Annotated in this window: 28 protein-coding genes; 16 read left to right on the top strand and 12 right to left on the bottom strand. The window is 67.4% G+C overall.

Going from position 1 to position 25,551, the window contains the following annotated elements; genetic code table 11:
• Window position 1: 1 nt before the first annotated feature.
• From MWU52_RS16005 to uvrC, 7 genes are all read left to right on the top strand, one after another.
• Window positions 2-1,003: a flagellin gene (locus MWU52_RS16005; protein ID WP_246954019.1), complete on the top strand. Its 1,002-nt coding sequence runs from the start codon at window positions 2-4 to the stop codon at window positions 1,001-1,003.
• Between the two features lie 68 nt (window positions 1,004-1,071).
• Window positions 1,072-2,160: a flagellar basal body P-ring protein FlgI gene (locus MWU52_RS16010; RefSeq protein ID WP_246954020.1), complete on the top strand. Its 1,089-nt coding sequence runs from the start codon at window positions 1,072-1,074 to the stop codon at window positions 2,158-2,160.
• Window positions 2,161-2,386: 226 nt separating this feature from the next.
• Complete coding sequence (locus tag MWU52_RS16015) at window positions 2,387-3,193, top strand: S49 family peptidase (RefSeq protein WP_246954021.1); 807 nt, start codon at window positions 2,387-2,389, stop codon at window positions 3,191-3,193.
• Complete coding sequence (locus tag MWU52_RS16020; RefSeq protein WP_246954022.1) at window positions 3,194-3,355, top strand: hypothetical protein; 162 nt, start codon at window positions 3,194-3,196, stop codon at window positions 3,353-3,355.
• A gap of 5 nt (window positions 3,356-3,360) precedes the next feature.
• Window positions 3,361-4,287, top strand: a complete 927-nt coding sequence (locus tag MWU52_RS16025; protein ID WP_246954023.1) for a calcium/sodium antiporter — start codon at window positions 3,361-3,363, stop codon at window positions 4,285-4,287.
• Entirely contained in the window at window positions 4,284-5,054 is a 771-nt protein-coding gene (locus MWU52_RS16030) for an SDR family oxidoreductase (RefSeq protein WP_246954024.1), read from the top strand. Before MWU52_RS16025 ends, MWU52_RS16030 begins: the two co-directional genes overlap by 4 nt.
• Before the next feature lie 315 nt (window positions 5,055-5,369).
• Complete coding sequence (uvrC, locus tag MWU52_RS16035) at window positions 5,370-7,229, top strand: excinuclease ABC subunit UvrC (protein ID WP_246954026.1); 1,860 nt, start codon at window positions 5,370-5,372, stop codon at window positions 7,227-7,229.
• A gap of 10 nt (window positions 7,230-7,239) precedes the next feature.
• Here uvrC and MWU52_RS16040 read toward each other — a convergent pair whose 3' ends face one another.
• Window positions 7,240-7,641 (bottom strand): hypothetical protein, encoded by a 402-nt coding sequence (locus tag MWU52_RS16040; RefSeq protein WP_246954028.1) that lies wholly within the window; start codon window positions 7,639-7,641, stop codon window positions 7,240-7,242.
• A 162-nt stretch (window positions 7,642-7,803) separates the two neighbouring features.
• Here MWU52_RS16040 and pgsA point away from each other — a divergent pair, with 162 nt between their 5' ends.
• From pgsA to MWU52_RS16055, 3 genes are read left to right on the top strand one after another with little or no spacing between them, the layout of a single operon-like run.
• A complete protein-coding gene (gene pgsA / locus MWU52_RS16045) occupies window positions 7,804-8,472 on the top strand; it encodes a CDP-diacylglycerol--glycerol-3-phosphate 3-phosphatidyltransferase (RefSeq protein ID WP_246954030.1) in 669 nt (222 codons plus the stop codon).
• Window positions 8,469-8,720, top strand: coding sequence for a molybdopterin converting factor subunit 1 (moaD, locus tag MWU52_RS16050; protein ID WP_246954032.1), 252 nt, complete (start codon window positions 8,469-8,471; stop codon window positions 8,718-8,720). The genes pgsA and moaD overlap by 4 nt, the downstream gene beginning before the upstream one ends.
• Before the next feature lie 10 nt (window positions 8,721-8,730).
• Window positions 8,731-9,174 (top strand): molybdenum cofactor biosynthesis protein MoaE, encoded by a 444-nt coding sequence (locus MWU52_RS16055; protein WP_246954640.1) that lies wholly within the window; start codon window positions 8,731-8,733, stop codon window positions 9,172-9,174.
• Here MWU52_RS16055 and MWU52_RS16060 read toward each other — a convergent pair.
• Complete coding sequence (locus MWU52_RS16060; protein WP_246954034.1) at window positions 9,171-10,163, bottom strand: Hint domain-containing protein; 993 nt, start codon at window positions 10,161-10,163, stop codon at window positions 9,171-9,173. The genes MWU52_RS16055 and MWU52_RS16060 overlap by 4 nt on opposite strands.
• Window positions 10,164-10,318: 155 nt before the next feature.
• On the opposite strand from MWU52_RS16060, the gene MWU52_RS16065 reads away from it, so the two are divergent.
• Window positions 10,319-11,098 carry an SDR family oxidoreductase gene (locus MWU52_RS16065; protein WP_246954036.1) on the top strand — a complete coding sequence of 260 codons (780 nt, stop codon included), beginning with the start codon at window positions 10,319-10,321 and terminating at the stop codon, window positions 11,096-11,098.
• Here MWU52_RS16065 and MWU52_RS16070 read toward each other — a convergent pair.
• The gene (locus MWU52_RS16070; protein WP_246954038.1) at window positions 11,095-11,793 is read right to left on the bottom strand and encodes a tryptophan-rich sensory protein; all 699 of its coding nucleotides are present in this window, start codon (window positions 11,791-11,793) and stop codon (window positions 11,095-11,097) included. The genes MWU52_RS16065 and MWU52_RS16070 overlap by 4 nt on opposite strands.
• Window positions 11,794-11,877: 84 nt before the next feature.
• On the opposite strand from MWU52_RS16070, the gene MWU52_RS16075 reads away from it, so the two are divergent.
• Complete coding sequence (locus MWU52_RS16075; protein ID WP_246954041.1) at window positions 11,878-12,270, top strand: VOC family protein; 393 nt, start codon at window positions 11,878-11,880, stop codon at window positions 12,268-12,270.
• Between the two features lie 40 nt (window positions 12,271-12,310).
• Here the strand turns inward: MWU52_RS16075 and MWU52_RS16080 are convergent, their stop codons facing one another.
• The 7 genes from MWU52_RS16080 to MWU52_RS16110 form a co-directional block, all read right to left on the bottom strand.
• Complete coding sequence (locus MWU52_RS16080) at window positions 12,311-13,768, bottom strand: ABC transporter substrate-binding protein (protein ID WP_246954043.1); 1,458 nt, start codon at window positions 13,766-13,768, stop codon at window positions 12,311-12,313.
• Window positions 13,769-13,852: 84 nt separating this feature from the next.
• Window positions 13,853-14,431, bottom strand: coding sequence for an SCO family protein (locus MWU52_RS16085; RefSeq protein ID WP_246954045.1), 579 nt, complete (start codon window positions 14,429-14,431; stop codon window positions 13,853-13,855).
• Entirely contained in the window at window positions 14,431-14,994 is a 564-nt protein-coding gene (locus MWU52_RS16090; RefSeq protein ID WP_246954047.1) for a hypothetical protein, read from the bottom strand. Before MWU52_RS16090 ends, MWU52_RS16085 begins: the two co-directional genes overlap by 1 nt.
• Window positions 14,991-15,440, bottom strand: a complete 450-nt coding sequence (locus MWU52_RS16095) for a hypothetical protein (RefSeq protein WP_246954049.1) — start codon at window positions 15,438-15,440, stop codon at window positions 14,991-14,993. Before MWU52_RS16095 ends, MWU52_RS16090 begins: the two co-directional genes overlap by 4 nt.
• Window positions 15,441-15,544: 104 nt before the next feature.
• Window positions 15,545-15,922 (bottom strand): VOC family protein, encoded by a 378-nt coding sequence (locus tag MWU52_RS16100; protein WP_246954051.1) that lies wholly within the window; start codon window positions 15,920-15,922, stop codon window positions 15,545-15,547.
• A 165-nt stretch (window positions 15,923-16,087) separates the two neighbouring features.
• Window positions 16,088-16,525 carry a hypothetical protein gene (locus MWU52_RS16105; RefSeq protein WP_246954053.1) on the bottom strand — a complete coding sequence of 146 codons (438 nt, stop codon included), beginning with the start codon at window positions 16,523-16,525 and terminating at the stop codon, window positions 16,088-16,090.
• Window positions 16,526-16,588: 63 nt separating this feature from the next.
• Entirely contained in the window at window positions 16,589-17,569 is a 981-nt protein-coding gene (locus tag MWU52_RS16110; protein ID WP_246954055.1) for a chemotaxis protein CheB, read from the bottom strand.
• 91 nt (window positions 17,570-17,660) lie between these two features.
• Here MWU52_RS16110 and MWU52_RS16115 point away from each other — a divergent pair, with 91 nt between their 5' ends.
• Window positions 17,661-21,578, top strand: coding sequence for a chemotaxis protein CheB (locus MWU52_RS16115; protein WP_246954056.1), 3,918 nt, complete (start codon window positions 17,661-17,663; stop codon window positions 21,576-21,578).
• The gene (locus MWU52_RS16120) at window positions 21,553-21,963 is read left to right on the top strand and encodes a response regulator (RefSeq protein ID WP_246954057.1); all 411 of its coding nucleotides are present in this window, start codon (window positions 21,553-21,555) and stop codon (window positions 21,961-21,963) included. Before MWU52_RS16115 ends, MWU52_RS16120 begins: the two co-directional genes overlap by 26 nt.
• A gap of 135 nt (window positions 21,964-22,098) precedes the next feature.
• Here MWU52_RS16120 and MWU52_RS16125 read toward each other — a convergent pair whose 3' ends face one another.
• Window positions 22,099-23,220, bottom strand: coding sequence for a Hint domain-containing protein (locus MWU52_RS16125; protein ID WP_246954058.1), 1,122 nt, complete (start codon window positions 23,218-23,220; stop codon window positions 22,099-22,101).
• A 180-nt stretch (window positions 23,221-23,400) separates the two neighbouring features.
• The gene (locus MWU52_RS16130) at window positions 23,401-24,675 is read right to left on the bottom strand and encodes an acetylornithine deacetylase/succinyl-diaminopimelate desuccinylase family protein (RefSeq protein ID WP_246954059.1); all 1,275 of its coding nucleotides are present in this window, start codon (window positions 24,673-24,675) and stop codon (window positions 23,401-23,403) included.
• Between the two features lie 165 nt (window positions 24,676-24,840).
• On the opposite strand from MWU52_RS16130, the gene MWU52_RS16135 reads away from it, so the two are divergent.
• Both MWU52_RS16135 and MWU52_RS16140 read left to right on the top strand, forming a co-directional pair.
• Window positions 24,841-25,146, top strand: a complete 306-nt coding sequence (locus MWU52_RS16135; RefSeq protein ID WP_246954060.1) for a hypothetical protein — start codon at window positions 24,841-24,843, stop codon at window positions 25,144-25,146.
• Window positions 25,147-25,276: 130 nt separating this feature from the next.
• Window positions 25,277-25,543 carry a hypothetical protein gene (locus MWU52_RS16140; protein ID WP_246954061.1) on the top strand — a complete coding sequence of 89 codons (267 nt, stop codon included), beginning with the start codon at window positions 25,277-25,279 and terminating at the stop codon, window positions 25,541-25,543.
• Window positions 25,544-25,551 lie beyond the last annotated feature (8 nt).

Here is a 25,551-nt window from a genome sequence, read left to right on the forward strand (position 1 = left end):
GATGCTGACGACACAGCACATCGCGGCTAACTCCTTGCGCGACAACGCATCGGCGGGCGTACGCGCGCGGATCGAACGTCTGACGATGGAGATGGGCAGCGGCCGTACCTCCGACGCCGGCCGGGCGCTGGCGAGCGATTTTTCGGAAGTGTCGCGCGTGGTTCATGGACTTCGCACGCTGGAGACGCGCGCCGCGGCGCTTTCGGGCGCGGAGATGTGGCTCGAAGGTGGGCAGGCCGGGCTCGATGCCGTCGCCCGCTCGTCCGAGCGTCTGGACGAAACCTTGCAGGTCGCGTTGGCTCCGGGCGACACGCCGCAGTTCGATCAGGCCGCCGGGGTCGCGCGCGCCGCGCTGACGGACATGGCATCCGCGCTTTCGCAGACGCATGACGGGCGGGCGGTCTTCGGGAACGGATCGGCCGATGGCGCCTCGCCGGTCGATCTGGAGGTTCTGCTGGCCGAGACGGCGGCCATTGCCGCCGCCGCCCCTGACGCCGAGACGATGATCCGCGATCTCGAGGCGTATTTCGCCCCGGGCGGCAATGTCGAGCGCGGCGCCCTTGGCGACTTTCCCGCGGATCCGGCCGTATTCCCGCTGGGGGACGGCGACGCGATCTCGATGCCGTTCTCGGCCCGCGAGGATGCCGTCCGATCGGTTCTGCTGACGGCCAGCATCGTGGCGTCTCTTCCTCAGGCCGGGTTCGCGCTGACGGGGGCCGATGTGGAAACGCTTCGGGCCGAAATGTCGGCGCGCGGGGTCGGCGATCGGGCGGACGTCGCGACCCTTCAAGGCCGGATGGGCGCGGTCCAATCCCGCGTGGCCGATCGTGTAGAGGGGTTGGAAGCCGCGCGACTGACGCTCGAGGGACAGAAGAACGACATGCTCGCCGCCGATCCCTACGAGACGGCCACCCGCCTGCAGGAGGCGATGACGAAGCTCGAGACGCTCTATGCAATTACCGCGAGGCGATCGCGCCTGAATCTGACGGAGTTCCTGCGTTGAGCTGTCTACGCGCCGCCTTTCGGGCCCTCCTGCGGAGTGGTCCGTCCCTTGGCGTTCCGGTCATCTGGATGGCATTCGTGTTGGCCGTAGCGGGTGTCCTGCCGGCCGCCGCTCAGTCCATCCGCATCAAGGACCTGGTGGAATTCGACGGGGTGCGCGGCAACGACCTGCTGGGCTATGGTCTCGTGGTCGGGCTGAACGGAACCGGCGATGGTCTGCGCAACGCGCCGTTCACCGAGGAGATCATGTCCAACATCCTGGAGAGGTTGGGCGTAAACGTGACCGGAGAGCAGTTTCGGCCAAAGAACGTCGCGGCCGTTATCGTCACGGCGACGCTGCCGCCCTTCGCGCGCAGCGGCGGTCGGATCGACGTCACCGTGTCGGCGATCGGCGACGCCGACAGCCTGCTGGGCGGGACCCTCGTGATGACGCCGCTGACGGCTGCAGACGGCGATGTGTACGCCGTGGCCCAGGGCACCGTCATCTCCGGGGGCGTGGCCGCGACCGGAGAGGCGGCGACCGTCATCGAGGGCGTGCCCACGGCAGGCGTGGTCCCCTCGGGCGCGCGGGTCGAACGCGAGGTGGATTTCGACTTCACCGCTATGGAACAGGTTCGGCTTGCCCTGCGCAGTCCGGATTTCACCACCGCTTCCCGGGTCGAGGCGGCCATCAACCGTGAGATCGGGGGGAACGTCGCGCGGATGCTCGACTCGGGAACCGTTCTTCTCGACATCGCGCGGATGGGACGCGACTCGCCCGCGCATGCCCTGAGTGCGATCGAGAACGTGACCATCACGCCCGAGCAGCGCGCGCGGGTCGTGGTCGACCAGGCGTCCGGCACGATCGTCATGGGAAGCACCGTCAGGATCTCGGAAGTGGCGGTGTCGCAGAACAACCTGACCCTGCGCATCGAGGAGGCGCCGGTGGTCGTACAGCCCAATCCCTTCGCCGAGGGCGAAACGGTGGTCGTTCCGCGAACGGGCGTCGCCTTGCAGGAGGAACCCGGACCGGGCCTTGCCTTGGTGCAGGGGGGAACGACGCTTTCGGACGTGATCGCCGGTCTCAATGCGCTCGGGGTCTCGGCGCGCGATATGATCGACATCCTCAAGAGCATCAAGGCCGCGGGCGCCCTCCATGCGGAGTTCGTCGTGCGCTGAACGGTTCGCCGCCTTGCCCAGGAGACAATCCGGCGTAGATGTGTTGCAACCGTCCAGGTCAGTCTGATCGGCTTCCGTCGACGCCGTCACAGCGCGGGACGGCCGGTTCGACGCGCCGCGGGTGCTGTCTTGCGCATCGCAAGGCCGGCGACGGCGCCGGTCAATTCGCCCGATGAGAGCTTCCGGCGCCTTGTCCCGGTGGCGGCCCCCCTATACATCGACCGTCATGCGCGAACGCATTCGATCCTTTTTCCGCGACCGCGGCCCGCGCGTGACGCTCGTGCGGCTTCAGGGGATCATCGCGGCCAATGGCGCGCGGGGGACGTTGAACCACGCGAGCCTGGCCCCGGTGCTGGAAAGGGCCTTTCGCAAGGGCAAGCCCCGGGCGGTCGCGATCGCGATCAACTCTCCGGGCGGCTCGCCGGTGCAGTCCTCGTTGATCGCCGCACATATCCGCAACCTCGCCGAGGAACTCGAGGTCCCGGTTCATGCCTTCGTCGAGGATGTCGCGGCATCGGGCGGCTATTGGCTGGCCACGGCGGCGGACGACATCTGGGTCGACGACAGCTCGATCACCGGCAGCATCGGCGTCCTTTCCGCCAGCTTCGGGTTTGCGGACCTCCTGACGCGCCACGGGGTCGAACGGCGCGTGCATACGGCAGGCGAAGACAAGTCCATGCTAGATCCGTTCCGACCCGAACGGGATGCGGACGTGACACGGCTGAAGGCGATACAGGCCCGCATCCACGACACCTTCATCGCGCAGGTCCGGTCGCGCCGGGGCGCGCGCCTCGATATGACGCGCGATCTCTTCACCGGCGAGATCTTCGTCGGGTCCGATGCCGTTGCCGCCGGCCTGGCCGACGGAATCGGCCACGCGGTCCCCAAGCTTCGCGAGATCTACGGACCCAAGGTGCGCACCCGGACGATGGGCCTGCGCAGACCGCTCTTGCAGCGCATGATCCCCTGGGCCATGGCCGACGCGTTCGCCGCCGTCGAGGACCGGGCCGCCTGGGCGCGGTTCGGCCTTTAGATGCTGGTCAAGATCATCACGTTGTTCCTGATCGGCATGGCCGTCCTGGCGATGTTCGGACGGCTGCGCTTTCCCGGCACGACGCGGATCGGGCGCGGCACGTGCAAGCATTGCGGAACGCCGCGCGTCGGCCGTGGCCGCTGCCCCTGTGGCAAGGCCTGAACCCGATGGTGATCGAGTTCCTGAGCGTGGCCCTGGGCCTTGTCATCCTCATCCTTGCCGGCGACGCCTTGGTGAAGGGGGCGGTCAACCTCGCGCTTCGCATGGGGATTCCCGCCCTGGTCGTCAGCCTGACCGTCGTCGCGTTCGGGACTTCGGCGCCGGAACTCCTGGTCAGTGTGCAGGCGATCCTCGACGGGGCGCCGGGCCTAGCGCTGGGCAATGTGGTCGGATCGAACACCGCCAATGTCCTGCTGGTGCTGGGCATTCCGGCCCTGATCGCAACGATGCATACCGGCGCCTGCGAGACACGCCGCGACTATGTCTACATGCTGGGCGCGACGGCGCTGTTCATCGGCCTGTGCTTCACCGGAACGCTGGTCTGGTGGCACGGTCTGATCCTGTTGGCGGGGCTTGCCGCGGTGCTGATCGCCACTTTCCTGGCGAGCCGCGCCGAGGAGGTGGAGGTCGAGGGAGCCGAGCCCGGACTGCCCGGGTGGAAGGTCGCGGCCTTCCTGGTGCTGGGGATCGTCGGCCTGCCGGTTGGCGCGGGCCTTCTGGTCGACGGCGCCACCAGCATCGCGCGCGCCTTCGGCGTCAGCGAGACGGTGATCGGCCTGACGCTGGTCGCGATCGGAACCTCGCTACCGGAACTCGCGACGACGGTCATGGCCGCGATCCGGCGGCATGCGGACGTCGCGCTGGGCAACGTGATCGGGTCCAACCTGTTCAACCTGCTGGGGATCATGGGCGTGGCCGTTCTGGTCGGCCCGGTGCCTGTGGATCCGGCGTTCCTGACCAAGGATCTGTGGGTCATGCTGGCGGCGACGCTGATGCTGATCCCGTTCGTGTTTCTGGGTCGCGACATCACGCGCATCTGGGGCGTCGGGCTCTCGACGCTTTACGCGGTCTACTTGATCTGGGCGCTGGCATGACGGCTCTGGTCACCGGGGCGGGCGGGCGGCTGGGTGCGGCGATGGCCGTCGAGTTGGCAGAGCGAGGACACGATGTCGCGGTCCACTACGCCAGCAGTGCCGCGGGCGCGGCCGACACGGTGCGCGAGGTGGAGGCGCTGGGCCGGCGCGGCGTGGCCCTGCAAGCGGATCTGCTTGACCTGAGGGCCTGCGAAGATCTGGTGCCACGGGCCGCCGAGGCGCTGGGCGGGCCGTTGAACGTGCTGGTGAACAATGCGTCGATCTTCGAGCATGACGATGTGGACACGGCAACGCATGAAAGCTGGGACCGCCACTTCGGCTCGAACCTCCGCGCGCCATTTCTGCTGACGCAGGCCTTCGCCGCGCAGGCGCCCGCGCCGCAGGACGACCCGGAGCCGCTGGCCCGCGCCTGCATCGTCAACATGCTCGATCAGCGGGTGCGCAAGCTGACGCCGGAGTTCATGACCTACACGTTGGCGAAGTCCGCCCTTTGGACGCTGACGCGGACGTCGGCGCAGGCGCTGGCGCCGCGCATTCGGGTCAACGCGATCGCGCCGGGCCCAACGCTGCGCGGCCATCGGCAATCGGCCGACCATTTCGCCGCGCAGCGCGCGGCGACGATCCTTGAACGCGGCGCGGATGCCGACGATATCCGTGCGGCGCTGGCATATTTGCTGACGGCGGCATCGGTCACCGGGCAGATGATCTGTACCGATGGGGGTCAGCATCTGGCCTGGAAGACGCCGGACATCATAGGACGCGAATAGCCCAGTCGTCGGCGGGAAACGGAGAGGGGCGCGGTTTTTCTCCACCTTGCCGTAACGTCGCTCCGGGTCCGGCGCGATCGCGCGGCCCAGGGGCGACCTGCAGAATGGCGAAGAAAACTTTGTATACGTATCAAGATGTTGGAATTTTCAGAGAAGGCGGGGCAATGTGACAACAATGTGACTTTTGCCTTGCGCCACAGGGGCTAGCCAAATCCGCCACCAGCTTTATCCACACCCCTGCAACGGTTCGGAACGGGCCTGCCATCTTGATCGAGCCGCCGGATCGGGGCAGCGGTATCGGGGAATCAGCACGCAATGACGGAAACCACGAAACAGACGGGCCCTGCGGTCATCAAACGCTTCCTGCGGACGCTGGACGGGTCACCGGGCGTCTATCGGATGCTCGATGGGGAGAACCGCGTCCTCTATGTCGGCAAGGCGCGCAGCCTGAAGAACCGGGTGGCGAACTACACGCGGTTGCAGGGCCACTCCGGCCGGATCCGGCGGATGATCTCCGAGACGGCGTCGATGATGGTGCTGACCACGGCGACCGAGCTGGAGGCGCTGCTGCTGGAGCAGAATCTCATCAAGCAGCTCAAGCCGCGCTACAACGTGCTGCTGCGCGATGACAAGTCGTTCCCGAACATCATGGTAACGAAATCCCACGATTTCCCGCAGATCAAGAAGCACCGTGGCCGCCGGTCCGAGAAGGGCGAGTATTTCGGGCCCTTCGCCAGTGCGGGCGCGGTGAACCGCGTGCTCAACCAGTTGCAGCGTGTGTTCCTGTTGCGCAACTGTTCCGACAGCGACTTCGAATCCCGCACACGCCCCTGCCTGAACTATCAGATCAAGCGGTGCAGCGCGCCCTGCGTCGGTCACATCTCGGCGCCGGACTACGCGGGCGCGGTGCGCGATGCCGAACGGTTTCTGCGGGGCGAGACGACCGCGATCCAGGAGAAGCTGGCCGACGAGATGTCGCGCGCCTCCGCCGAGATGGAATTCGAGCGCGCCGCCGCCCTGCGCGACCGGATCAAGGCGCTGACGAACGTGCAGTCGGTTCAGGGCGTGAACCCGCAGGGCGTCCCCGAGGCGGACGTCATCGGCCTGCATATCGAGGGCGGGCAGGCCTGCATCCAGGTCTTCTTCATTCGCGCCAACCAGAACTGGGGCAACAGCGACTTCTATCCCCGAATGGCCGAGGACAATTCGCCGGCCGAGGTGATGGAGGCGTTCCTGGGCCAGTTCTACGACAACAAGGAACCGCCGCGCATGGTCCTGCTGTCCCACGGGATCGAGGAAGGGGATCTGATGACACAGGCACTCTCGGACCGCGCGGGCCGGCGTGTGCAGCTTCTTGTTCCGCAGCGAGGCGAAAAGCACGAACTGGTGCAGGGCGCCCTGCGCAACGCGCGCGAGAGCCTGGGCCGCAAGATGTCGGAAAGCGCGACGCAGGCCCGGCTGCTGAATGGCGTGGCCGAGGCATTCGACCTGCCCGCTCCGCCGGCGCGGATCGAGGTCTATGACAACTCCCACATCCAGGGCAGCCATGCCGTCGGCGCGATGATCGTCTCGGGTCCCGAAGGGTTCGAGAAGTCGCAATACCGCAAGTTCAACATCAAGGATGCGGACCTGACGCCCGGCGACGATTTCGGCATGATGAAGGAGGTGCTGACCCGCCGGTTCAAGCGCCTTCTGAAGGAAGATCCGGAGCGGAAATCGGACCTTTGGCCGGATCTTCTGCTGATCGACGGGGGCGCGGGGCAGGTCAGCGCCGTCCGCGGGATCATGCGCGACCTGGGGGTGGAGGACGTCGCCATGGTCGGCGTGGCCAAGGGCGTCGACCGCGACCACGGCAAGGAGGAATTCTACCGCACCGGTCAGCGGCCCTTCGCGCTGCGTCGCAACGACCCGGTGCTCTATTTCGTCCAACGCCTGCGGGACGAGGCGCATCGCTTCGCCATCGGGACGCATCGTGCCAAGCGTGCAAAGGCATTCGTCGCCAACCCCTTGGATGAGGTCGCGGGCGTCGGCGCCACGCGCAAACGCGCCCTGCTGGCCCATTTCGGCAGTGCCAAGGCCGTGGCGCGCGCCGGCCTGGCCGATCTGAAGGCGGTGGACGGCATCAGCGACGCCATGGCCGAGGCGATCCACGCCCATTTCCACGAACGGGGCTAGGCCGGGCGCGCTAGATCCCGCATTGCTCCAGAAACGCCAGTCGCGCGGCGCCCGACCCCCGCATCGGCAAGACCGCCAGCGTCTTGCGCTGCGGATACAGCTCTACCTCCATCGAGGTGGCGTTGCGGAAGAAATCCAGGTTGAAATCCGAGACCGGGTGCGGCCCCCCGGCTCCGCGCGCGGTGCCCGACAGCGTGACGGGCCAGCGGTCGGTCCGCCCGTCGGGCAGTTTGATCCACAGCATCGCCGATTGCGCCGCGGCCAGGTCGGGGTCGCCGGACCCGCCCGCGCGGATGCCGAAATACACCTGCGCCCCGCGCCCCGCCTCACAGGACATGCGGAACGTATAGCCCCCCGCCCGGGTCTCGGCCATGGCGGACCCGCCGCCCTGATCCAGAGACCATTGGGCCATTGCCGGCGCGGCAAGAAAGGAGAGGACGAGGGCGAGACGGCAGGGCATGCAATGTTCCGATCATAGGGTTTACGCAGCGGAAGCTAGCCGAATTTCTTTCGCGCGTCACGAATGCCCCGTGACGGCTGGCTCCCTCCGCCGGACCGGGCTAGAACCCGCATCATGATCTGGAACGTGCCGAATATCCTGACCGTGATCCGCCTGGCCGCCGCGCCGGGCGTCGCGATCATGTTTCTGTTCTTCGCCCGGCCCTGGGCGGACTGGTTCGCCCTCGTGCTGTTCGTGACCGCCGCGATCACCGACTGGTTCGACGGCTGGTATGCACGCGAGTTCAACCAGGAAAGCCGCTTCGGCGCCATGCTCGACCCGATCGCGGACAAGGCGATGGTGGTGATCGCGCTTCTGGTCATCACCGGGTTTTCGGGCATGAATCCGTGGATCCTGCTGCCCGCGACCGTGATCCTGTTCCGCGAGGTCTTCGTGAGCGGATTGCGGGAATTCCTGGGCAACACCGCGGGCCTTCTCAAGGTGACCAAGCTGGCCAAGTGGAAGACGACCGCGCAGATGATCGCGATCGCGGTGCTGTTCTCGACCGGGATATTCGAGCATCATTTTGCCGAACGCGTCTTCGGCATGGACGAGGCGTCCATCGGCGCGATCCTGTCGGGCGGGCTGCCCGACGATCTGGGCCTTGGGCGCCTGCTGTGGTGGCGCGACGCGACCTTCTTTGCGGGCGTGGTCCTGCTGTGGCTGGCGGCCGCGCTGACGGCGGCGACGGGGTGGGACTATTTCGCCAAGGCACGCCCCCATCTCGCCGACAAGCCGACATGAAGGTGCAGGTCCTCTATTTCGCTTGGCTCAGGGAGCGGATCGGTCAGGGCCGTGAGACAGTCGAGACCGAGGCGCACTCCGTGGCCGATCTGATCGAGGAGTTGCGCGCGCGCGAGGAGCGATATGCCCTCGCCTTCTCGGACATGTCGGCCGTGCGCTGCGCGGTCGATCAGACGCTGGTGCCCCTGGAGGCGCCGTTGGGCGACGCGCGCGAGGTCGCGTTCTTTCCCCCGATGACCGGTGGTTAACGGCACCAGCATCCGCGTCGTCGTCGCGCCCGAAGACTTCGATCTCGGCGCCGAGGCCGCGCGCCTCGAGGACGGACCGGAGATCGGCGCCGTCGTGACCTTCACCGGACGGGTCCGCAATGTGGGCGGAACGCTGCGCCACATGACGATCGAGCACTATCCCGGCATGACCGAGCGTGCCCTGACCCGGATTGCGGAGGAGGCCGCCGACCGCTGGCCGCTGACCGGCATCGTAGTCCTGCACCGCCACGGCGAGTTGGCACCCGGCGCCCGGATCATGATGGTCGCGACCGCGTCCCGACACCGCGAGGCGGCCTTTCAGGCGGCGAGTTTCCTGATGGACTACCTCAAGTCGCGGGCGCCTTTCTGGAAGAAAGAAGTGACGGAGGACGGCGCCGAATGGGTCGCCGCCACGGAGGCAGACGAAGCCGCGCTGAACAGCTGGATGGACTAGCCGCGCATGGTGCGAGGCGACATCCCGGTCGCGTACAGTCCAACCGGATCGCTGGTCTGCCGCTCCGGTCCGGAATGCGGCATCCGGGCGGTGCCCGCACATTCTTGGCGCGGGTCACGGCGGGGGGCTTCGTCCGGGCCGACGAGGGCGTGGGGCGTGACCAGCAAGCTTTCGGCCGCGATCCCTTCGACATAGATGATCTCATGGGCGTCGAAGCGCAGTTGAAAGAAGTCGAAATTGCCCACCTCGCCCCATGTGATCGTGTCGCCGTTCACCAGGTGCCGGGCCCGGACCAGCATGTCGGTCCGGCCCGGTCCGACGGCCTCGCCGCGTTGCTGGATGAACAGGCGATGATCGGGCGACAGAACCAGCTCGCGCGCGTTGTTCAACGCCCCGGCGGCGATGACGACGACGGGGTGCGTTCCCTTGTCGCCCGTCGTCTGCGTGCCGCACCAGCGGACGGGTTGGGGGCCGTGGTCCCGCGTCAACACGCGTTCGCCGGCCCCCACATTCTCGACCGGGGATTGCCGGCCGTCGGCGAGTGTGACGTGAGTGCCGCGCGTGAAGCTGACCTGAGAGACCTGGGCGAGTTCCGCCGCGGCCGGGCGAGAGGCGATCAGCGTGTATTCATCCGCTGACGACAGCGCGCCCAGCGGCAGCACCAGACGCCGCCCTTCGATCGCGAGAACGAGAAGTTCGAAGGCGCCGCCGCGTTCACCCATGACCTGATGTCGGGCAAGCGCGTGGACGACCTGGCCCGGCTGGCCGACGGAGGACTCGTCGCCCACGATGCTGACGCCATCCCGGAGGGTAAGGACGAGTTCCATCATGCGCGCGTCCGACTGAAGGACATAGACGTCGCCGGTCACGACCTGCCCCATGTCCCCGATCGCATCGCCCGCCATCGCACCGATCTCGACCGTCAGATCGGCGGCCAGGTAGACCGGGCAGCGGCTGAGGACCGCGAGGGAGGGCACGGGCGTCGTCATTCTCCAAGCCTGATGTGCCGGACGGGCGAAATCAGGGCCGCGACATGGCCATTGAACGGGTTTTCCGGGGGCGGCCGAGGGCAAGAGCGGTGTCGCCCGGCAGCGTTGGGCGATAGACAGGGGGCTGAGTCGTGACCGTCAGGGAGGGTGCGGAAATGGATCTTGGGATCAAGGGCAAGCGCGCGCTGGTCTGCGCGTCGTCGAAGGGATTGGGGCTCGGCTGTGCCGCCGCCCTGGCCGAGGCGGGCGTGAACCTGGTGATGAACGCGCGCGGGGCCGACGCGTTGGAGGCGTCCGCTTCCGACCTGCGCAATCGGTTCGGCGTGGACGTCGTCACCGTCGCCGCCGACGTCACGACCGAGGACGGGCGCGCCGAGGTGCTGGCCGCCGTCGGGCAGCCCGACATCCTGGTCACGAATGCCGGCGGCCCGCCGCCGGGCATGTGGTCGGACTGGACCCGCGACGACTTCATCGCGGCGCTCGATGCCAACATGCTGACGCCGATCGCGTTGATGACGGCGCTGCTGCCGGGCATGACCGACCGGGGCTGGGGGCGGGTGGTCAACATCACCTCGCAATCGGTCAAGGCGCCGATCCCGGTGCTGGGCCTGTCGAACGCGGCGCGGACCGGCCTGACGGGCTATGTCGCGGGCACCTCGCGGCAGGTCGCGCCGTCGGGGGTGACAATCAACAACCTTCTGCCCGGCATCCACGACACCGACCGCGCGACCAGTCTGGACCAAGGTGTAAGCCGACAGCAGGATATCTCGATGGACGATGCGCGCGCGCAGCGGCAGGCGACGATCCCCGCGCGGCGCTACGGCACGGCGGCGGAGTTCGGCGCCGCCTGCGCGTTCCTGTGCTCGCAGCATGCGGGCTTCATCGTGGGGCAGAACATCCTGCTGGACGGGGGCGCCACCAACGCGACGATCTAGGCGCGGCTGAGCCTGCGAAGCGTCAGGGCGGCCACGAACAGGGCCGCCCCGATGGCGAACAGGCCCACGAGGTCTGCGCCGTTCTTTACGAACACCGCGATCAGGGCCCAGGCCGCCGCCAGCCCGTACATCAGCGACGCCCGCGCACGCAGCATCGCCACGGCGACGGCCAGGGCCAGCGACAAGGCCGCGATGGCCCAGCCGACGGCCCCGAGCGGCGGCACCCCGTACCCCGCCAGCAGCAGGCCCAGCGAAACGCAGGACGCCGCCGTCAGCCATCCGGAATAGAGCCCGACCGGCGCGCGCAGCAGCCACAGGTCGGACCCGGGCGTGCGCAGCAGGGCAATCAGCGCCGGAACCAGCATCGCGAAGATCAGGACGGTGGCCCAGACCGGCGAAGCCTCCGCCACGGGCAGCCAGATTGCGCCGATGCCGAGGCTGACGACCAGCGGCAGGCGGGTCGCGTCCCAGGCCGGGTCGTCGCGCCGCTTCCAGACGCCGAACGCCGCCATGACGATCAGCCAGGCATAGATCACACCCCAGATCCCGAAAGCGTAACCCGCGGGCTGGACCGGCGGGTCTTCGATGCGCACGGGGAACTGCGACGGCTCGTAGCCGCCGAAACCCGGCACCAGGAACGGCGAGGCGGCAAAGGCGAGGGCGGTGAGGAGGACGAGGCCGGCGCGAAGGGTCATGGCGCCAAGGTAGGCCGCGCGCGGCGTTCGGCCATATCCACCGATATGTTAAGCTGCGGACGGATCACACCGAGCGAGAGCGACATGACCGATTCCCCCTCCATCGTCCCTTATCTGAGCTATGTCGACGCGAAGCCCGCAATGACCTTCCTGACCGATGCGTTCGGGTTGGAGACCGTGCAGGCCTTCGATGGCCCCGATGGCCGACTTGTGCATGGCGAGATGCGCCACGGCAACGCCGTCGTCATGATCGGCAGCGTGGATGCCGCCCCCGCCACGGGCTCGCCCGGCCTCTACGTCGTCGTCGAGGATGTCGATTCCCATCATGCCAAGGCGATGGCCGCAGGCGCGACCGAGGTCTATCCCCCCGAAGAGACCGAGTTCGGCACCCGTCGCTGGCGTGGGCGGGACACCGAGGGCCATGAATGGACCTTCGGCACCTATGCGCCGCAGACGGTTGCGCCGGCCTGGACCTGATCTGTCGCGCCGCATCCGACGGCGCGGCGCGATTCCATCGTCACTCGGTCCAGCGGACATCGGTCAGGTCGTTGGCCTGCGTCGGTGCGTTCTCCCATAGACCTTCGATCCGGGCGTCGGCCACCCCGGTCTTGGCCAGCTGGAACAAATACGCGTTGACGTAGTCGTCGGCGATCTTCTCCTGCGCCTGGCGCAGCAGATCGCTGCGCGTCTCCGCGTCGGAGGTCTGGTCCAGCGTCTCCATCAGCGCCTGGAACTCGGCGTCGTCATACTGGAAATAGTAGTCGGGCCGGGCGTAGATGTTGATGTCGGCGGGTTCGGTGTGGCTGACGATGGTCAGGTCGAAATCCTTGCCCTTGAACACCTGCTCCAGCCATTGCGCCCATTCGAGGTTCGTCACCTCGGTCTCGATCCCGACCTCGCGCAGCTGGCTGGCGATGATCTCGCCGCCGCGCCGCGCATAGGACGGGGGCGGCAGCGCCAGGCGCAGCTTCAGGTCGGTCGCCCCCGCCTCGGCCAGCAAATCGCGGGCGCGGTCGGGGTCGTAGGCGGACCGATCCGTCAGGTCGACATAGTCGGGGTTGTGCGGCGCGAAATGCGTGCCGATCGGCGTGCCGAAGCCGAACATCGCGCCGTCGACGATGGCCTGCCGGTCGATGGCATGCGCGATCGCCTGCCGGACCTTCGGGTCGGATACGTTGGCGTTGTTGATGCCCAGGATGGTCTCGCCCTCGGTCGAGCCGACGATGACGCTGAACCGCGGATCGGCCTCGAAACTCGACAGCGTCTCGGGCGCGGGGAAGTTCGGGAAGGCGTCGATATCGCCCGCCATCATCGCTGCGAAGGCCGCGTTCGGGTCGGAGATGAACTTGAACGTCGCCCGCTCCAGCGCCGGTGCCTCGCCCCAGTAATCGGGGTTGCGGGTCAAGGTGACGTTGTCGCCCTGCGCCCAGTTCTCGAACGTGAAGGGTCCGGTGCCGACGGGGTCCGTGGCGTTGGCCTCCGCCGTCTCGGGCGCGACGATGACGGCGTCGCCCCAGGCCAGGTTAAAGGGCAGATTGCCGTTCGGTTGCGACAGCGTGATGCGCACCGTGGTCGGGTCCACCGCCTCGACGCTTTCGATCCCGTCGAACAGGGCCTTCTGTGCGTTGGTCGATTCCTCGGCCCTTGCGCGGTCGAGGCTGAACACCACGTCCTCGGCATCCATCGCGGTGCCGTCGTGAAAGGTCACGCCGTCCTGCAGGCGGAAGGTCCAGACCAAGCCGTCCTCGGTCACGTCCCAGTCGGTCGCGAGCGCCGGCTGGATGTCGCCGTCCGGCCCGAAGCGCGTCAGCCCCTCGAACACATTGGCATAGACGACCTCGTCGATGGCGGCCGCGGCCCCGCCCGTGGGATCGAGGTTCGGCGGCTCGAGCGCCATGCCGATGGTGATGTCGGTCTGCTGCGCCATCGCCGTGGTGGCGAGCAGCATGCATGCGGCGGCGGTTCTGATCAGCATGGGGTCTCCCTCCCGTATCCTGCCGCGCAGGTTAGGCGGGGCGGGGCCGGGGGGGCAAGTGCGCGCGGGCGGCGCGTCGCGGCGTCAGCCAGCGGCGTAGCCGGCCACGATCTCCACCATCCGCTCGGTCGACAGGATCGGCGGCAGCAGCGTCAGAAACCCGCCTTCGCCGTCCATCACGAAGATATGGCTGCCATGGGCGTAGACGGTGCTGCCCGCGGGATCGACGAACAGGGCCTGCCGTTCGACATGGAACAGGTCGCGCATGGCGGCCAGATCCGCCTCCGACCCGGTCAGGCCGGTGAGGCCGGGGGCGAATTCGGCCAGCGCGGGGCCCATGGTGTCGACGGTGTCGCGTTCGGGGTCGACGGTGACCACCAGCGGCGTGACCGGGATGCCCTGCTTCGCCAGGGCCTCGCCCATCTCCGACATGATCGGCAGCGCGACGGTGCAGATCGCCTCGCAACTGGCATAGCCGAAGAAGATCAGTTGCAGGTTGCCGTCGGGATCGGCCTGCGTGCGCGTCCGCCCGTGGTGGTCGGTCAACGCATAGGCACCGCCGAAATCGGTCGGGAAGGCCGTGTCCGGCAGCGCGGTTTGCAACGTCGCCTGCTGCGCGCCCGCCGGCAGGGCCAGCGCGGTCAGCAGCACCGCCAGCCGCATCAGAACCAGTCCGCGATGAAGGCCGCGTCGACCTCGGGCCCCAGGCCCAGATAGCCCTCGGCCTCGATCTCGCCCTGCACGCGCGGGTCGCGGCGGAACCACGGGCCCGAGCCCGCCGCATCGGGATGCGCCTCGGCCCAGTCCTTCGTCCAGCGGTTGGCGGTGATCCACTCCTCCGCCCCCTCGGGCCGGATGCGCTGCACCAGGTAGACGTTGGTCGCGCCGATCTCGGGGTCGTCGATCAGCAGCCCGTCCACTTCGACCGCCTGGCCGCAGAACGGTGCGAGTTCGGCAACCGCCCCGGTGAACGCCGGCTGGTTGTTCTTCAGCGGAAAGACCATCACGTCGTCGACGGCGCGCACCAGGACCAGTTGCCGGTCGCCGCCACCGCAATCGGGTGCGCATTGTCCGGCGAGTTCGCAAAGCGGGTCGGACACGGTCGCCATGAACCGCGCCGGCACTTCGGCATAGAGGTTCCAGGGTTTCGCCTCGGACCCTTCGGAGAAATCCTGCGCCGCGGCGGGCAGGGCGGCGAGGCCGGCGATCAGGACGAGGCGGATCATTGCGCGGCCTCCTCGGGGATGGCGAAGCCGGGGATGACGCCGAAATCCTCATGCGTGGCGTTGACGATGTCGCGGTCGGCGGTGATCGTCTCGACCACCAGGTAATTCAGCCCGTCGCGGCGATAGACCATCCCGTCCGCCTCGATCGTGTGCGAGGCGATGTGCAGGTTCGTGTCGCCGCCCGCCGTCTCGTCCGAGCCGTCCATCTTCAGCACCATGTAGACCGTCCCGTCCGGCGCCAGCAGGCCCACCGGGATGCCGCCCGCACTGCACCAGAGCGCGCAGGTATGATGCGCCGATCCGACCACGGCGTCGGGGCTGCCCATCACGCCCGAGAAATAGCACCAGGTGTCGATCACCTCGCCGGTGACCTGGATGCGTTCGCCCTCGGCGGCGAGCGCGGGTGGCGCGGCAAGGGCGAGGATCAGGGGAATAGCTCGGCGCATGACGTCTCCTCTGCGGGTTGCCATCAGTTGACGCTGCGGCAATGCCATCTGGCAACTCACGTTTGGCGGAGGTCGCAGAAATCTTGAACAGGCGGGGCGGTCGTTCAGATGCCGAATCCGGCATCCGATCGGAGGGCACATCGGTTGCCGTCGGGGTCGTGGAATTCGGCTGTCGTCCCCCATGAATGGTCGATGACGCGAATGTCGATCCCGCGGTCCCGCAACATGTCGGACGTCGCCTTCACATCGGGCACGTTGAAGCGGAACTTGATCGGCGAGATGTCGAGGGGCTTTGCGCCATCATGCGCCACACCCCCCGTTTCGATCATCAGGTAGGTTCCGCCCAGCATCAGGGTCGTGAGCCTTTCGCCGGGCTGGTCGACCCGGTGCAGGATCTCCAACCCCAGGATGCGATGGTAGAAATCGACGCAGGCATCGTATCGCGCCGTGAAAAGGATGATCCCGGCTTTCGTGAAGGTCATGGCGGATCCCGTGCGGCTATCGGCGGTGCCCGATGCATCGCCTTCGCCTGCAACCTGCAAGCTCGACCATGGTTCAGGTCAAGGGATCGCCCTGCGGATGGTCCGGGCGCAGGGGAAGGCCCGGCCCGGCGGTATGGCGAACGGACGTCCGCGGTCCCCCGACCGTCAATGGCCCGGGCAGATCAGCGTGCCGCGCTGCATGGGGCCGTTCCCCGGCACGCAGCCGCCCGCCGTGACGGCGACCCGGGCCGCGTCGCCGACGGCCGGCGTGGCCGGGGGGGGCGCGTCGAATGTCTGCCCCGCGTCGATTGGCTGCCCGCTGGTCAGCCGTGCCAAAGCGCAGCGGTTGATCGCGCGCGCTTGGGCCAGCGACACGTCCGGGCCGTTCAAAGTAGAAACCGAGACGCGATCGCTCCTCATCCGCAGGACGCTGATGGCCTCGGGGACGTTGATCCCCTGCTCGGCATGACAGGCCAGTTGGGCCTGGCGTTGAACGTCTTCGGGAAGGCTGAAGATCAGATCGGCCTCGGGCGAACTGCCACAGCCCGAAAGGAAGGCCACGGCCAGCACAGGCGACAGGAGAGCGAGGCGCGGATGCGTCATCATATGTTCCTTCTTGCAGTCATGGCCATCTCGCCCGTATTCGCAAGGGCGCCGCGCGCCACATCACCCGGCCCGATCGCCCAGGATGATCCGCTCCAGAAGGTGGGCGTCTTCCTCGCATTTCCTCGCCGCCGTCTCGTGACGCTCGCGCAGGTGCTGCGTGTCCGTCCGTTCGGCCATCCGGCGCAGCAGGTCGGCGCGGCCCCGATTGGCGCGCAGCGCGTCGTAGAGCGACCGCTCCAGCGCGGATTGCTGGGCGTCGTCCAGCGTGGCGATCGTGTAGGCGTGCCCGGTATGGCACCGGAATCGCGTTACGGGGCTGTCGTCGACCTCCCACAGGACGCCGTTGCAGTCGGGGCAGTTATAGGGCGAAAGCGTCCCGAGCTGGTCTTCGGTGGACATGCTGGCTCCTTCCAGACCGGCGATCTTCAACTCCATCATCATCTTGTCCGGCGCCCGCGTCGGCGCCGCCACCGGGCGGCCGACCTGACGCGCGATTTCACCTGCGATCTCGGCGGTGGCCCGGAGGGTGGCGCCCGGCACGGCGGATTGCGCCGCCAGCGGCATGTCGGGAAAATCCGCGTCGGCCGGGTCCTGCACGATCGCGAGGCCGCCCTGTCGCGCGACCGCCTCCAGCCCGACGGCGCCGTCATCCAGCAGGCCGGACAGCACGACCGCGATACTGCGCGTGCCCCGATAGACCGCGGCGGAGCGAAACATCGGGTCGACCGCGGGCCGAAAGCCGTTCTCCCGCGGGCCGCGCCGGACGTGGACGTGATGTTCCCCCAGCAGAAGATGCCGGTTTGGCGGGGCGAAGGTGACGGTGCCGGCCTCGATGGGTTGCCCCTCGCTGGCCACGCGCGGGGGGAGGGCGGATGCGGCGGCCAGCAGTTCGGCCGCATGCCCCCGGTCCCCTTCGGTGAAATGCAGCGTGACGAAGACCGCCGCGCCCAGGTCGGCCGGCAACTGGCCCAGCAGACCTTTCAGGACGGAGAAGGCCCCGGCCGATCCGCCGATGACGACCGTGTCGCGGGAGCTGTCCATCGCGGTCTTCCCTGCGTTTACTCGTGAAGAAACCTGACTATAACCTGGCGTTACGAGATGACGACCTCCATCGGAGGGATCGGCGGGGGCAATGGACGACGCGATCGACGAGACGACAGACCATCCCGTTGTCGGGATCGGCGCCTCGGCCGGCGGGCTCGAGGCGTTGCAACAACTGGTCGAGAAGATTTCGCCCGACAGCGGTGCGTCCTACGTGGTGGTGCAGCACCTGTCGCCGGACCACGATTCGATCATGGATCAACTGCTGCAGGCCCACACGCGCTTGAACGTCCGCCAGATGCGGGACGGGATGGAGCTGGAGCCGAACGCGATCTACGTCAATCCGCCGGGGTCCGAGATGACGGTGGAAGGCCTGACCCTGAGGCTGACCGACCGCCCCTCTCCGGGCCATCTGCAGGCGCCGATCGACCGGTTCCTCCGGTCGCTGGCCGATCAGCATGGCCGCAACGCCTATTGCGTGATCCTGTCGGGGACAGGCTCCGACGGGACGGAGGGACTGCGCGCGATCAAGGCCGCGGGCGGCATCGCCATCGTCCAGGAAAGCGGCAACGCGCGCTTTCCTGGCATGCCCAACAGCGCGGCCGCCACCGGCCAGGTCGATTTCATCCTGCGCGCGTCCGAGATACCGGCGCGTCTCGACGACATCATCCACCACCGCATCCGCCTCAACAGCGAGGAGGAGCGCAAGGCGATCCAGTCCGAAATCGAGGGTCGCCTGCCCGAAATCGTCAAGTTGCTGCAGCAAACCCGCGACCACGATTTCTCGGGCTACAAGCCCGGCACGCTGGTGCGGCGGATCGAGCGGCGCATGTCGCTCGGACGTCTGCGTGCTGTGGATACCTATATTGACCGGCTGGAGGAGGACGAGGAGGAAGCCCAGCGCCTGCTGCAGGACTTCATGATCGGCGTGACGCGCTTCTTTCGCGACCCTGAGAATTTCGAGGCGCTGAACGAGAGGATCATAAAGCCCTTGATCGCGAAGGGTCCGGAAGCGATCCGGGCCTGGGTGCCCGGCTGTTCGACGGGCGAGGAAGCGTATTCCGTCGCGATGCTGCTGGTCGAAGCGACGCGCGCGGCGGACATCCGGATCCCGATCCAGGTCTTCGGCACCGATATCGATATCCCCGCGCTCGGTCACGCGCGCGAGGGGCTGTTCCGTCCCAGTGCGGTTGAGACCCTGCCCATGCCGCTGCTCGAGGAGTATTTTCGCGAGGAGGACAAGGGCTGGCGCGCGATCCCGCTGATGCGCGAGATCTGCGTCTTCGCACCGCACAACCTCGTCCGGGATCCGCCCTATTCCCGGCTCGACCTGATCACGTGCCGGAACCTGATGATCTACATGTCCTCGGACCTGCAGAAGCACGTCATCCCCCGGTTCCATTTCGCGCTCAAGTCCGGCGGCGGGTTGATGCTCGGGCCCTCCGAGGGGCTGGCCGGCAAGGACGAGCTGTTCGAGGTCATCGACAAGTCCCACAGGATCTTCCGTCGCAACGACAATGCGAGCGGCCAATATGCGGCGCTGGCCGATCGCCGGCCGAAGGAAGGCTTTGCCCGCGTTTCGCCGCCCGCGATCCTGCCGCCGGGCGAGGTCGGGGGCCCGGGCCGGGGTGGCCACGGGCGCCGCGAGCGTCAGGCCGAACGTGCCTTCCTCGACAACTACGCCGGCCCCTTCGCACTGGTCGGGCGCGAGGGCACGGTTACCTACCTGTCGCGCGAGATGGCCCGGTTTGCGCGCCCGGCTGCCGGCATCCCCTCGACCCGGATCGAGGCGTTCCTCGCCGGGGAACTGCGCCTGCCCGTCCGCGGTGCCATCGCCGAGGCAGCCGCCTCCCTCGAGTCGGTCGAAGTCCACAACATCGTGGTGAATGACGGCGCCGAGAACCGGCTCTACGACATCTCGGTGTCGCCCGTCGAGGACTGCGCCGAACAGCTGCTCGTGGTACTGCACCCGGTCCGGTTTCGCGGCGCCGAAGATGCCGCCGCGTCCGTCGAGGCGCGCAGGTCCGAGGACCGCTTCATGCTCGAACGGGAGCTGGCCTCGGTGCGCGAGCAGTTGGTCCAGTTGCAGTACGAGCACGAGACCTCGAAACAGGAGGCCGACAGTTCCAACGAGGAGCTGACGTCGATGAACGAGGAGTTGCATAACTCCAACCAGGAGCTGGCGACCTCGCGCGAGGAGCTTCAATCCATCAACGAGGAGCTGGAGACCGTCAACGCCGAGCTGACCGAGAACAACCGCCGGCTGGTCCGCGCGAACAGCGATCTGAAGAACCTGTTCGAGTCCACCGACATGGCGACGCTGTTTCTCGATCGCTCGCTTTCGGTCCGCGGTTTCACGCCCGCGACCACGCGCCTTTTCGGGATCAAGGATCGCGACATCGGCCGGCCGATCCGGGATCTGTCCTCGCGCATCGAATATCCCGAACTCGAGGCCGATGCCGAGGATGTCCAGCGCACGCTTCAGATGATCGAGCGCGAGGTGTCGATCCCGGCCACCGAAGAGACGTTCATCCTTCGGGTCCGGCCCTACCGGACGACCGACGACCGGCTGGATGGCTATGTCCTGGCCTTCTACGACATCTCGGACCGCAAGCGGAACGAGGAGCAGCTGGCCCGGAACGAACGCGACCTGGCCCGGCAATACGGCGAGCTGGAAACGCTCTACGACACCACGCCCGTCGGGCTGTCCCTGATGGACAAGGAGCTGCGCTGGTTGCGGATCAATCGCGAACTGGCGGACATCAACGGCTTTTCTGTCGAAGATCATATCGGCAAGCGCCAGGACGAACTGATCCCCGACATCGACAAGCGCATCGCCACCCAGCAGATGAAGGTCTTCGAAACCGGCGAGGCCATCCGTGGCCTCCAGGTCGAGGGTTATACCCCAAAGGATCCCGACCGTCTGCGCCATTGGGTCGTCGACTACTACCCCGTCAAATCCGAAGGCGAGGTCTTCGCCGTGGGCACCTGCGTGCGCGAGGTGACGGAGGAATACGCCCTGTCCCGCGACCTGGCGCAGAGCGAGGCGCGGCTGCGCATGGCAGCCACTCAGAACCCCGTCCACTTCGTCCAGATCGACCAGCGCGGAAATATCGTCTGGGCCGAAGGCGGCTTGGCCGGCCTGCCCGGCAGCGGCGACACCCTGCGGGCGTTCCGCGATGACTTGTCGGACGACGTCGGCCGGATCATCGACGACCAGATCGCCGCGAACCAGGAAGACGACCTGCCGAAGGTCTTCGATGTTCGTCTGACCCACGAGGGGGAGCCGCTGACCTACCAGGTCAATCTCGACCGGCTACGACAGGGCGCCAGCGACGACCAGCAAGTCTTCGTTTTCACCGATGTGACCGAGCGCCGTGAGCTGGAGGACCGCCAGCGCGTCCTGCTCAGCGAGTTGCAGCACCGGGTCAAGAACACGCTGGCGACGGTCTCGGCCATCGCGCGGTTCCTCGTCGCCGGCGCATCGACGCCCGACGAATACCGCCAGCGTCTCGACGAACGGCTCAGCGCCATATCCCGCACTCATGACCTGCTGACCAATTCCGACTGGCGCGGCACCACCCTGACCGAGATCATCGAGGTCGAGGCCGCAGCTTATGTCGACAAGTTGGAGGATCGCATCAAGGTGAAGGGCGACACCTTGAATTTCACCCCGCGCGAGGCGGTGAGCGTCGGAATGGGAATTCACGAGTTGCTGACCAACGCCGCGAAATACGGGGCGCTCAGCACCGAGGATGGCGAAATCGATGTCACGACCGCGAACAGCGATGGCCGCAGACTCGTGTGGAAGGAACGGAATGGTCCGACGGTCGTTGAACCGGATGGTGAGGGGTTCGGGAGTTTCCTCATCGAAAAGGTCTTGCGTGCCGAATTGCGCGGCGAGATCGAAATGAGGTTTGAGCGCGACGGCTTGGAATGTCGAATGGCATTGCCGACCATGGCCGCGACCGAAGTGGGGGAACATGGGGCGGATCCTGGTTCTGGATGACGAGGCGTTGATCGGTCTCGATCTGGCCATGATGCTCGAAGGCGAGGGCCATACGATCAGCGGGCCCCACGCCAACGCCGACGCCGCCCAGTCCGCCATCGCGGAAGACCCCCCCGATGCGGCGCTGCTCGACGTAAATCTCGGGCTTGGCCGGACGAGCGCCCCCGTCGCCGACCGTCTTGCTGCGGCGGCCATCCCCTTCGCCTTCCTGACCGGATACGAGCAGCTGGGCGAGCAGCTGGAACAGCGGTTCCGCGATCGTCCCCGGCTGGGCAAACCGTTCGATCGGGTCCGGATCATGGCCACCTTGGCAGATCTGCTGGACGAAAGCGCCGTGCAGCGCCTTGAAAACCGCCCCTTGGCCGCAGGCAAGGCGGGCCGCTAATCGGGTCTTCGCAGGTCCTGGCGGGGCCGTTTACATTCATGGGTCCGTAGACCCGTCGGAACAGCCTCGGATGACACGGCCGAACGGCAGGGCATGTCGATCCGACACCGTCGATCTGGCCCTGGGGTCGAGATACTAGAGTTCCGCCGAGTAAAGCGCCTTGCCGTTCTTCACGTGCCGTTCGACGAAACGGCTGGCCTGTCTTCGTCCGGGCACGGGTCGTGCTATTGGTCGGTCCAGATCGGCGGCACCGCCGAAGATCGCGTCGATCTCTGCGCGCGCATACGACCCCATCGCCTTCATCGCTTCCGATCCGGTATGGAGCGTCTCGGTCAGCGCCCCCTCGGCCCGGACGATCTCGTGCGCGTCGCAGATGAAATGCAGATAGATCACCGATGTCAGGTCGGCGGCGATCTCGACGCCATCGACCCCCAGCAGCTGCCGCGCCGGAAGGAACACCTCGTCCGCGTCGAACATGCGGATGGCGATCCGGGAGCGCACGAGAATGCGGTGCTGTGGCGACACGATCAGGTCCCGTGCCGGGACGTTTCGGGCCAGCGCACCGGTGCCGATCCGTATCGGGTGCAGGTTCGGGTTCGCGGCCAGGGTCGCCGCGTCCAGATACCGGCGCCCCGTCCACCGGATCGGTCGGGGGCCGTTGTCCGCGGTCAGGACCAGATCGCCGACTTTCAGGTCCTCGACCGGGCGGCCGCCTGTCGGCGTGTCGATGATGCAGCCCGGCGTGAAGCACGCCACATTGCCATAGGAGCTGGTCCCGTTGCCCTGGACGTTCGTGACCGACCCCAGATTGGTGCCGGGCGGCGGGACGGTCGGATTGCCGGACGCGTCGACGAAGGTATAGCCCGCGGTGATCAGGTTGGGTGGCCCGTCCGGGTTTTCCAACCGCACGCCGATGATCGTGAACCCCGAGGAGAACGTGACGGCGAATTCCGCCTGGACCTGACTGCCCGTCGGAAAGGTATTCGTCACCTCGCCCGAGCCATCGTTATAGGTCAGCGTCAGATCCGCGTTCAGAACCTGGTTCGCGCGGGTGCCGTCGTCGAAATTGAACTCCGTGTCGCCGCGCCTTCCGGTATCCGTATCGTCGATGCCGACGATCGTTCCGGTGCCGCCCCCGACCGAGAACGGGCCGTCGCCCGACAGGTTGCCGTTCGTGTCGCCGGGCCGGATGGCCTGCCCGCCGGAGCCGTTGGTCAGGTTGGCGGCCGAGAATATCCGGATCGGTTCTATCGCCATGTCATTCCGCCTCGTCGCGCATCACGGATCGTCGGGCCACCTGCCGCCCAAAGGCTAGCAGACGCCCGATGGGTCCGCCAACCGGCGCGGCGGCCGTGCGCGACCGTTCGCACGGACGGTGACCGTGACCGTCCGACCATTCGTGGCGCCCGTGTCCATCACGGACCAGGAAAAGGCGAACTACTTCGCCACCAGCAGTGAATGCAGCGCCAACCCCATCACCCGGCCGCTGTCGATCATGTCGTCCACGCCGATCCATTCGTCGGGCTGATGGGCGAGGTCCAGGATCCCGGGCCCATAGGCGATGCAGTTCTTCAGCCGTCCGATCCGGTCGATATGCTTCTGATCGTAGGTTCCGGGCGAGACGACGAACTCGGCGGATCGGCCCAGCACGCGCGTCACGGCCTCCTGCACCATGCGCACGACCGGCGCGTCCTCGGGCGTCATGCTGGGCATGACTTCGAACAGGTCGCGGATCTCGTAGGTGAAGTTGGGCCGGCTTGCGCGGATCCCCTCCAGCATCCGCGCGACCTCCTGCTTCACCTCGGAGATATCCTCCTCGACCAGAAACCTGCGGTCGATCGTCAGCACGCAGCGGTCGGGCACGCAGGCCGAGGGCAAGCCGGTGTAGTCTGCGTCCTGCACCGGCTCGCCACCATGGATCGAATTCAGGTTCAACGTGGATTGCCGCGCCTCTTCGGGCACCACCGGCATGGCCGTGCGCTTGCCCGCCAGCAGGGGAAACAGCGTCGCCTCCATCTCCTCCAGCACGGCGCCCATGTGCCGCACGGCGCAATCGCCGAGGAACGGCATGGACCCATGCGCGATCCGCCCCCTTGTCTCGATTTCCGCCCACCAGACGCCGCGATGGCCCAGGCAGATGCGGTCCTTGTTCAGCGGCTCGGGGATGATGACGTGCTGCACACGCGCCGGGTCGAAGAAGCCCTTCCCGGCCAGATACGCCACCCCGCCATAGCCGCCCGATTCCTCATCCGCCGTGGCGCTGATCTCGATCGCGCCGGCGAAATCGGGGCAGATGGCGGTGAAGGCCTCGGCGGCGACGATGCTGGTCGCCAGCCCGCCCTTCATGTCGCAGGCTCCCCGGCCCCAGATGCGGCCCTCGGCCAGCTCGCCGCCGAACGGATCGCGGGTCCAGCCCTCGCCCACGGCGACGACGTCGTGGTGGCTGTTGAAATGGACGCATTCGCCCGGCCGCTGACCTTCCAGGCGGCAGACCACGTTCCATCGCGGGTGCCGGTCGCTGTCGCCCGGCGCGCCCTCGGCCCGGATCATCCGGACGTCCCAGCCCTGCCGGCCCATCCGCTCGCCCACCAGCGCGCAGATGTCGCGGTAGTGCAACCCCGGCGGGTTGAGCGTCGGGATCCGGATCAATTGCTGCGTTAGATCGACCAGATCGTCCCGCCGCGCTCCGATCTCGTCCAGTAGTCGATCCATCCGCCCCTCCTCGGCCTTCGCCGCGCCAGCTTGACCGCAAATGCGCGGCGTTCCAATGCCGGGCGCGATGCCGACAGGTCCCGTTGCCAAGATCGGTCCCCGGCTGGATGATGGGGGCGGCGCGGTGCGGCGCGCGGATCGGCGCCGTCATTCGGAGGGTTGGCCATGGACCTGATCGCACCCCTTGTCGGACTGGCCGTTCTGGCCTGGCTGGTGCCCTGGGCCCTCGGACGATTGCTGCCCGAGGGCCTGGGCTGGCTGTTCGCGATCGGTGCGATATCGGCGGTCGTGCTGGCGATCGTCGCGGGTGTCGGGTTCTTCCTGCTCTACGGCGCGGCGGGGGGCGTCGTCCTGGCCGAAAGGCCCTGGCATTTCGTCCTGTTGTCCGCCCGCGCATCGCTGATCTGGCTGCCGGTGATGGTGCTCTCGTTGGCGAACCTGCCGCGCGGCTGGAAGAAGGCGGAGTGGTAGCGACGCCAGCCATCGCCGGCGAGGTGAGGCCGAAGCCCGGTGGATCGCGTTTCCCGCCAGGGTACGGGTCGCAGCGCGGTGGGCCTGCGGTTATGCTGTCGACGGGAATGCGAGATCACGGAGGCGCACCATGTTCGGACTTGCCAGGCTGGCCCTGATCCTCTTGGTGGCGCTGACCGTCATCTATTGGTGCCTGGTCTTCTGGTTCCGTGCCGGCGAGCGGGCCCGCCTGGAGGCGGAGTGGGAACGGGAACGGCCGCCCCTGCCGCAACACACCTATGTCGAGATCGGCATCCGCGATTATCAGGGCAGCCTGCGGCGCAGATTGCTGTGGGGGGTGTATGTCGTGCCCATCGCCGCCATATGCATCATAATCTACCTGGTCAATTTCGCCTGAGGGGAAGG

This window comes from Jannaschia sp. S6380 (genome assembly GCF_023015695.1).
Taxonomy (GTDB): Bacteria; Pseudomonadota; Alphaproteobacteria; order Rhodobacterales; family Rhodobacteraceae; genus Jannaschia.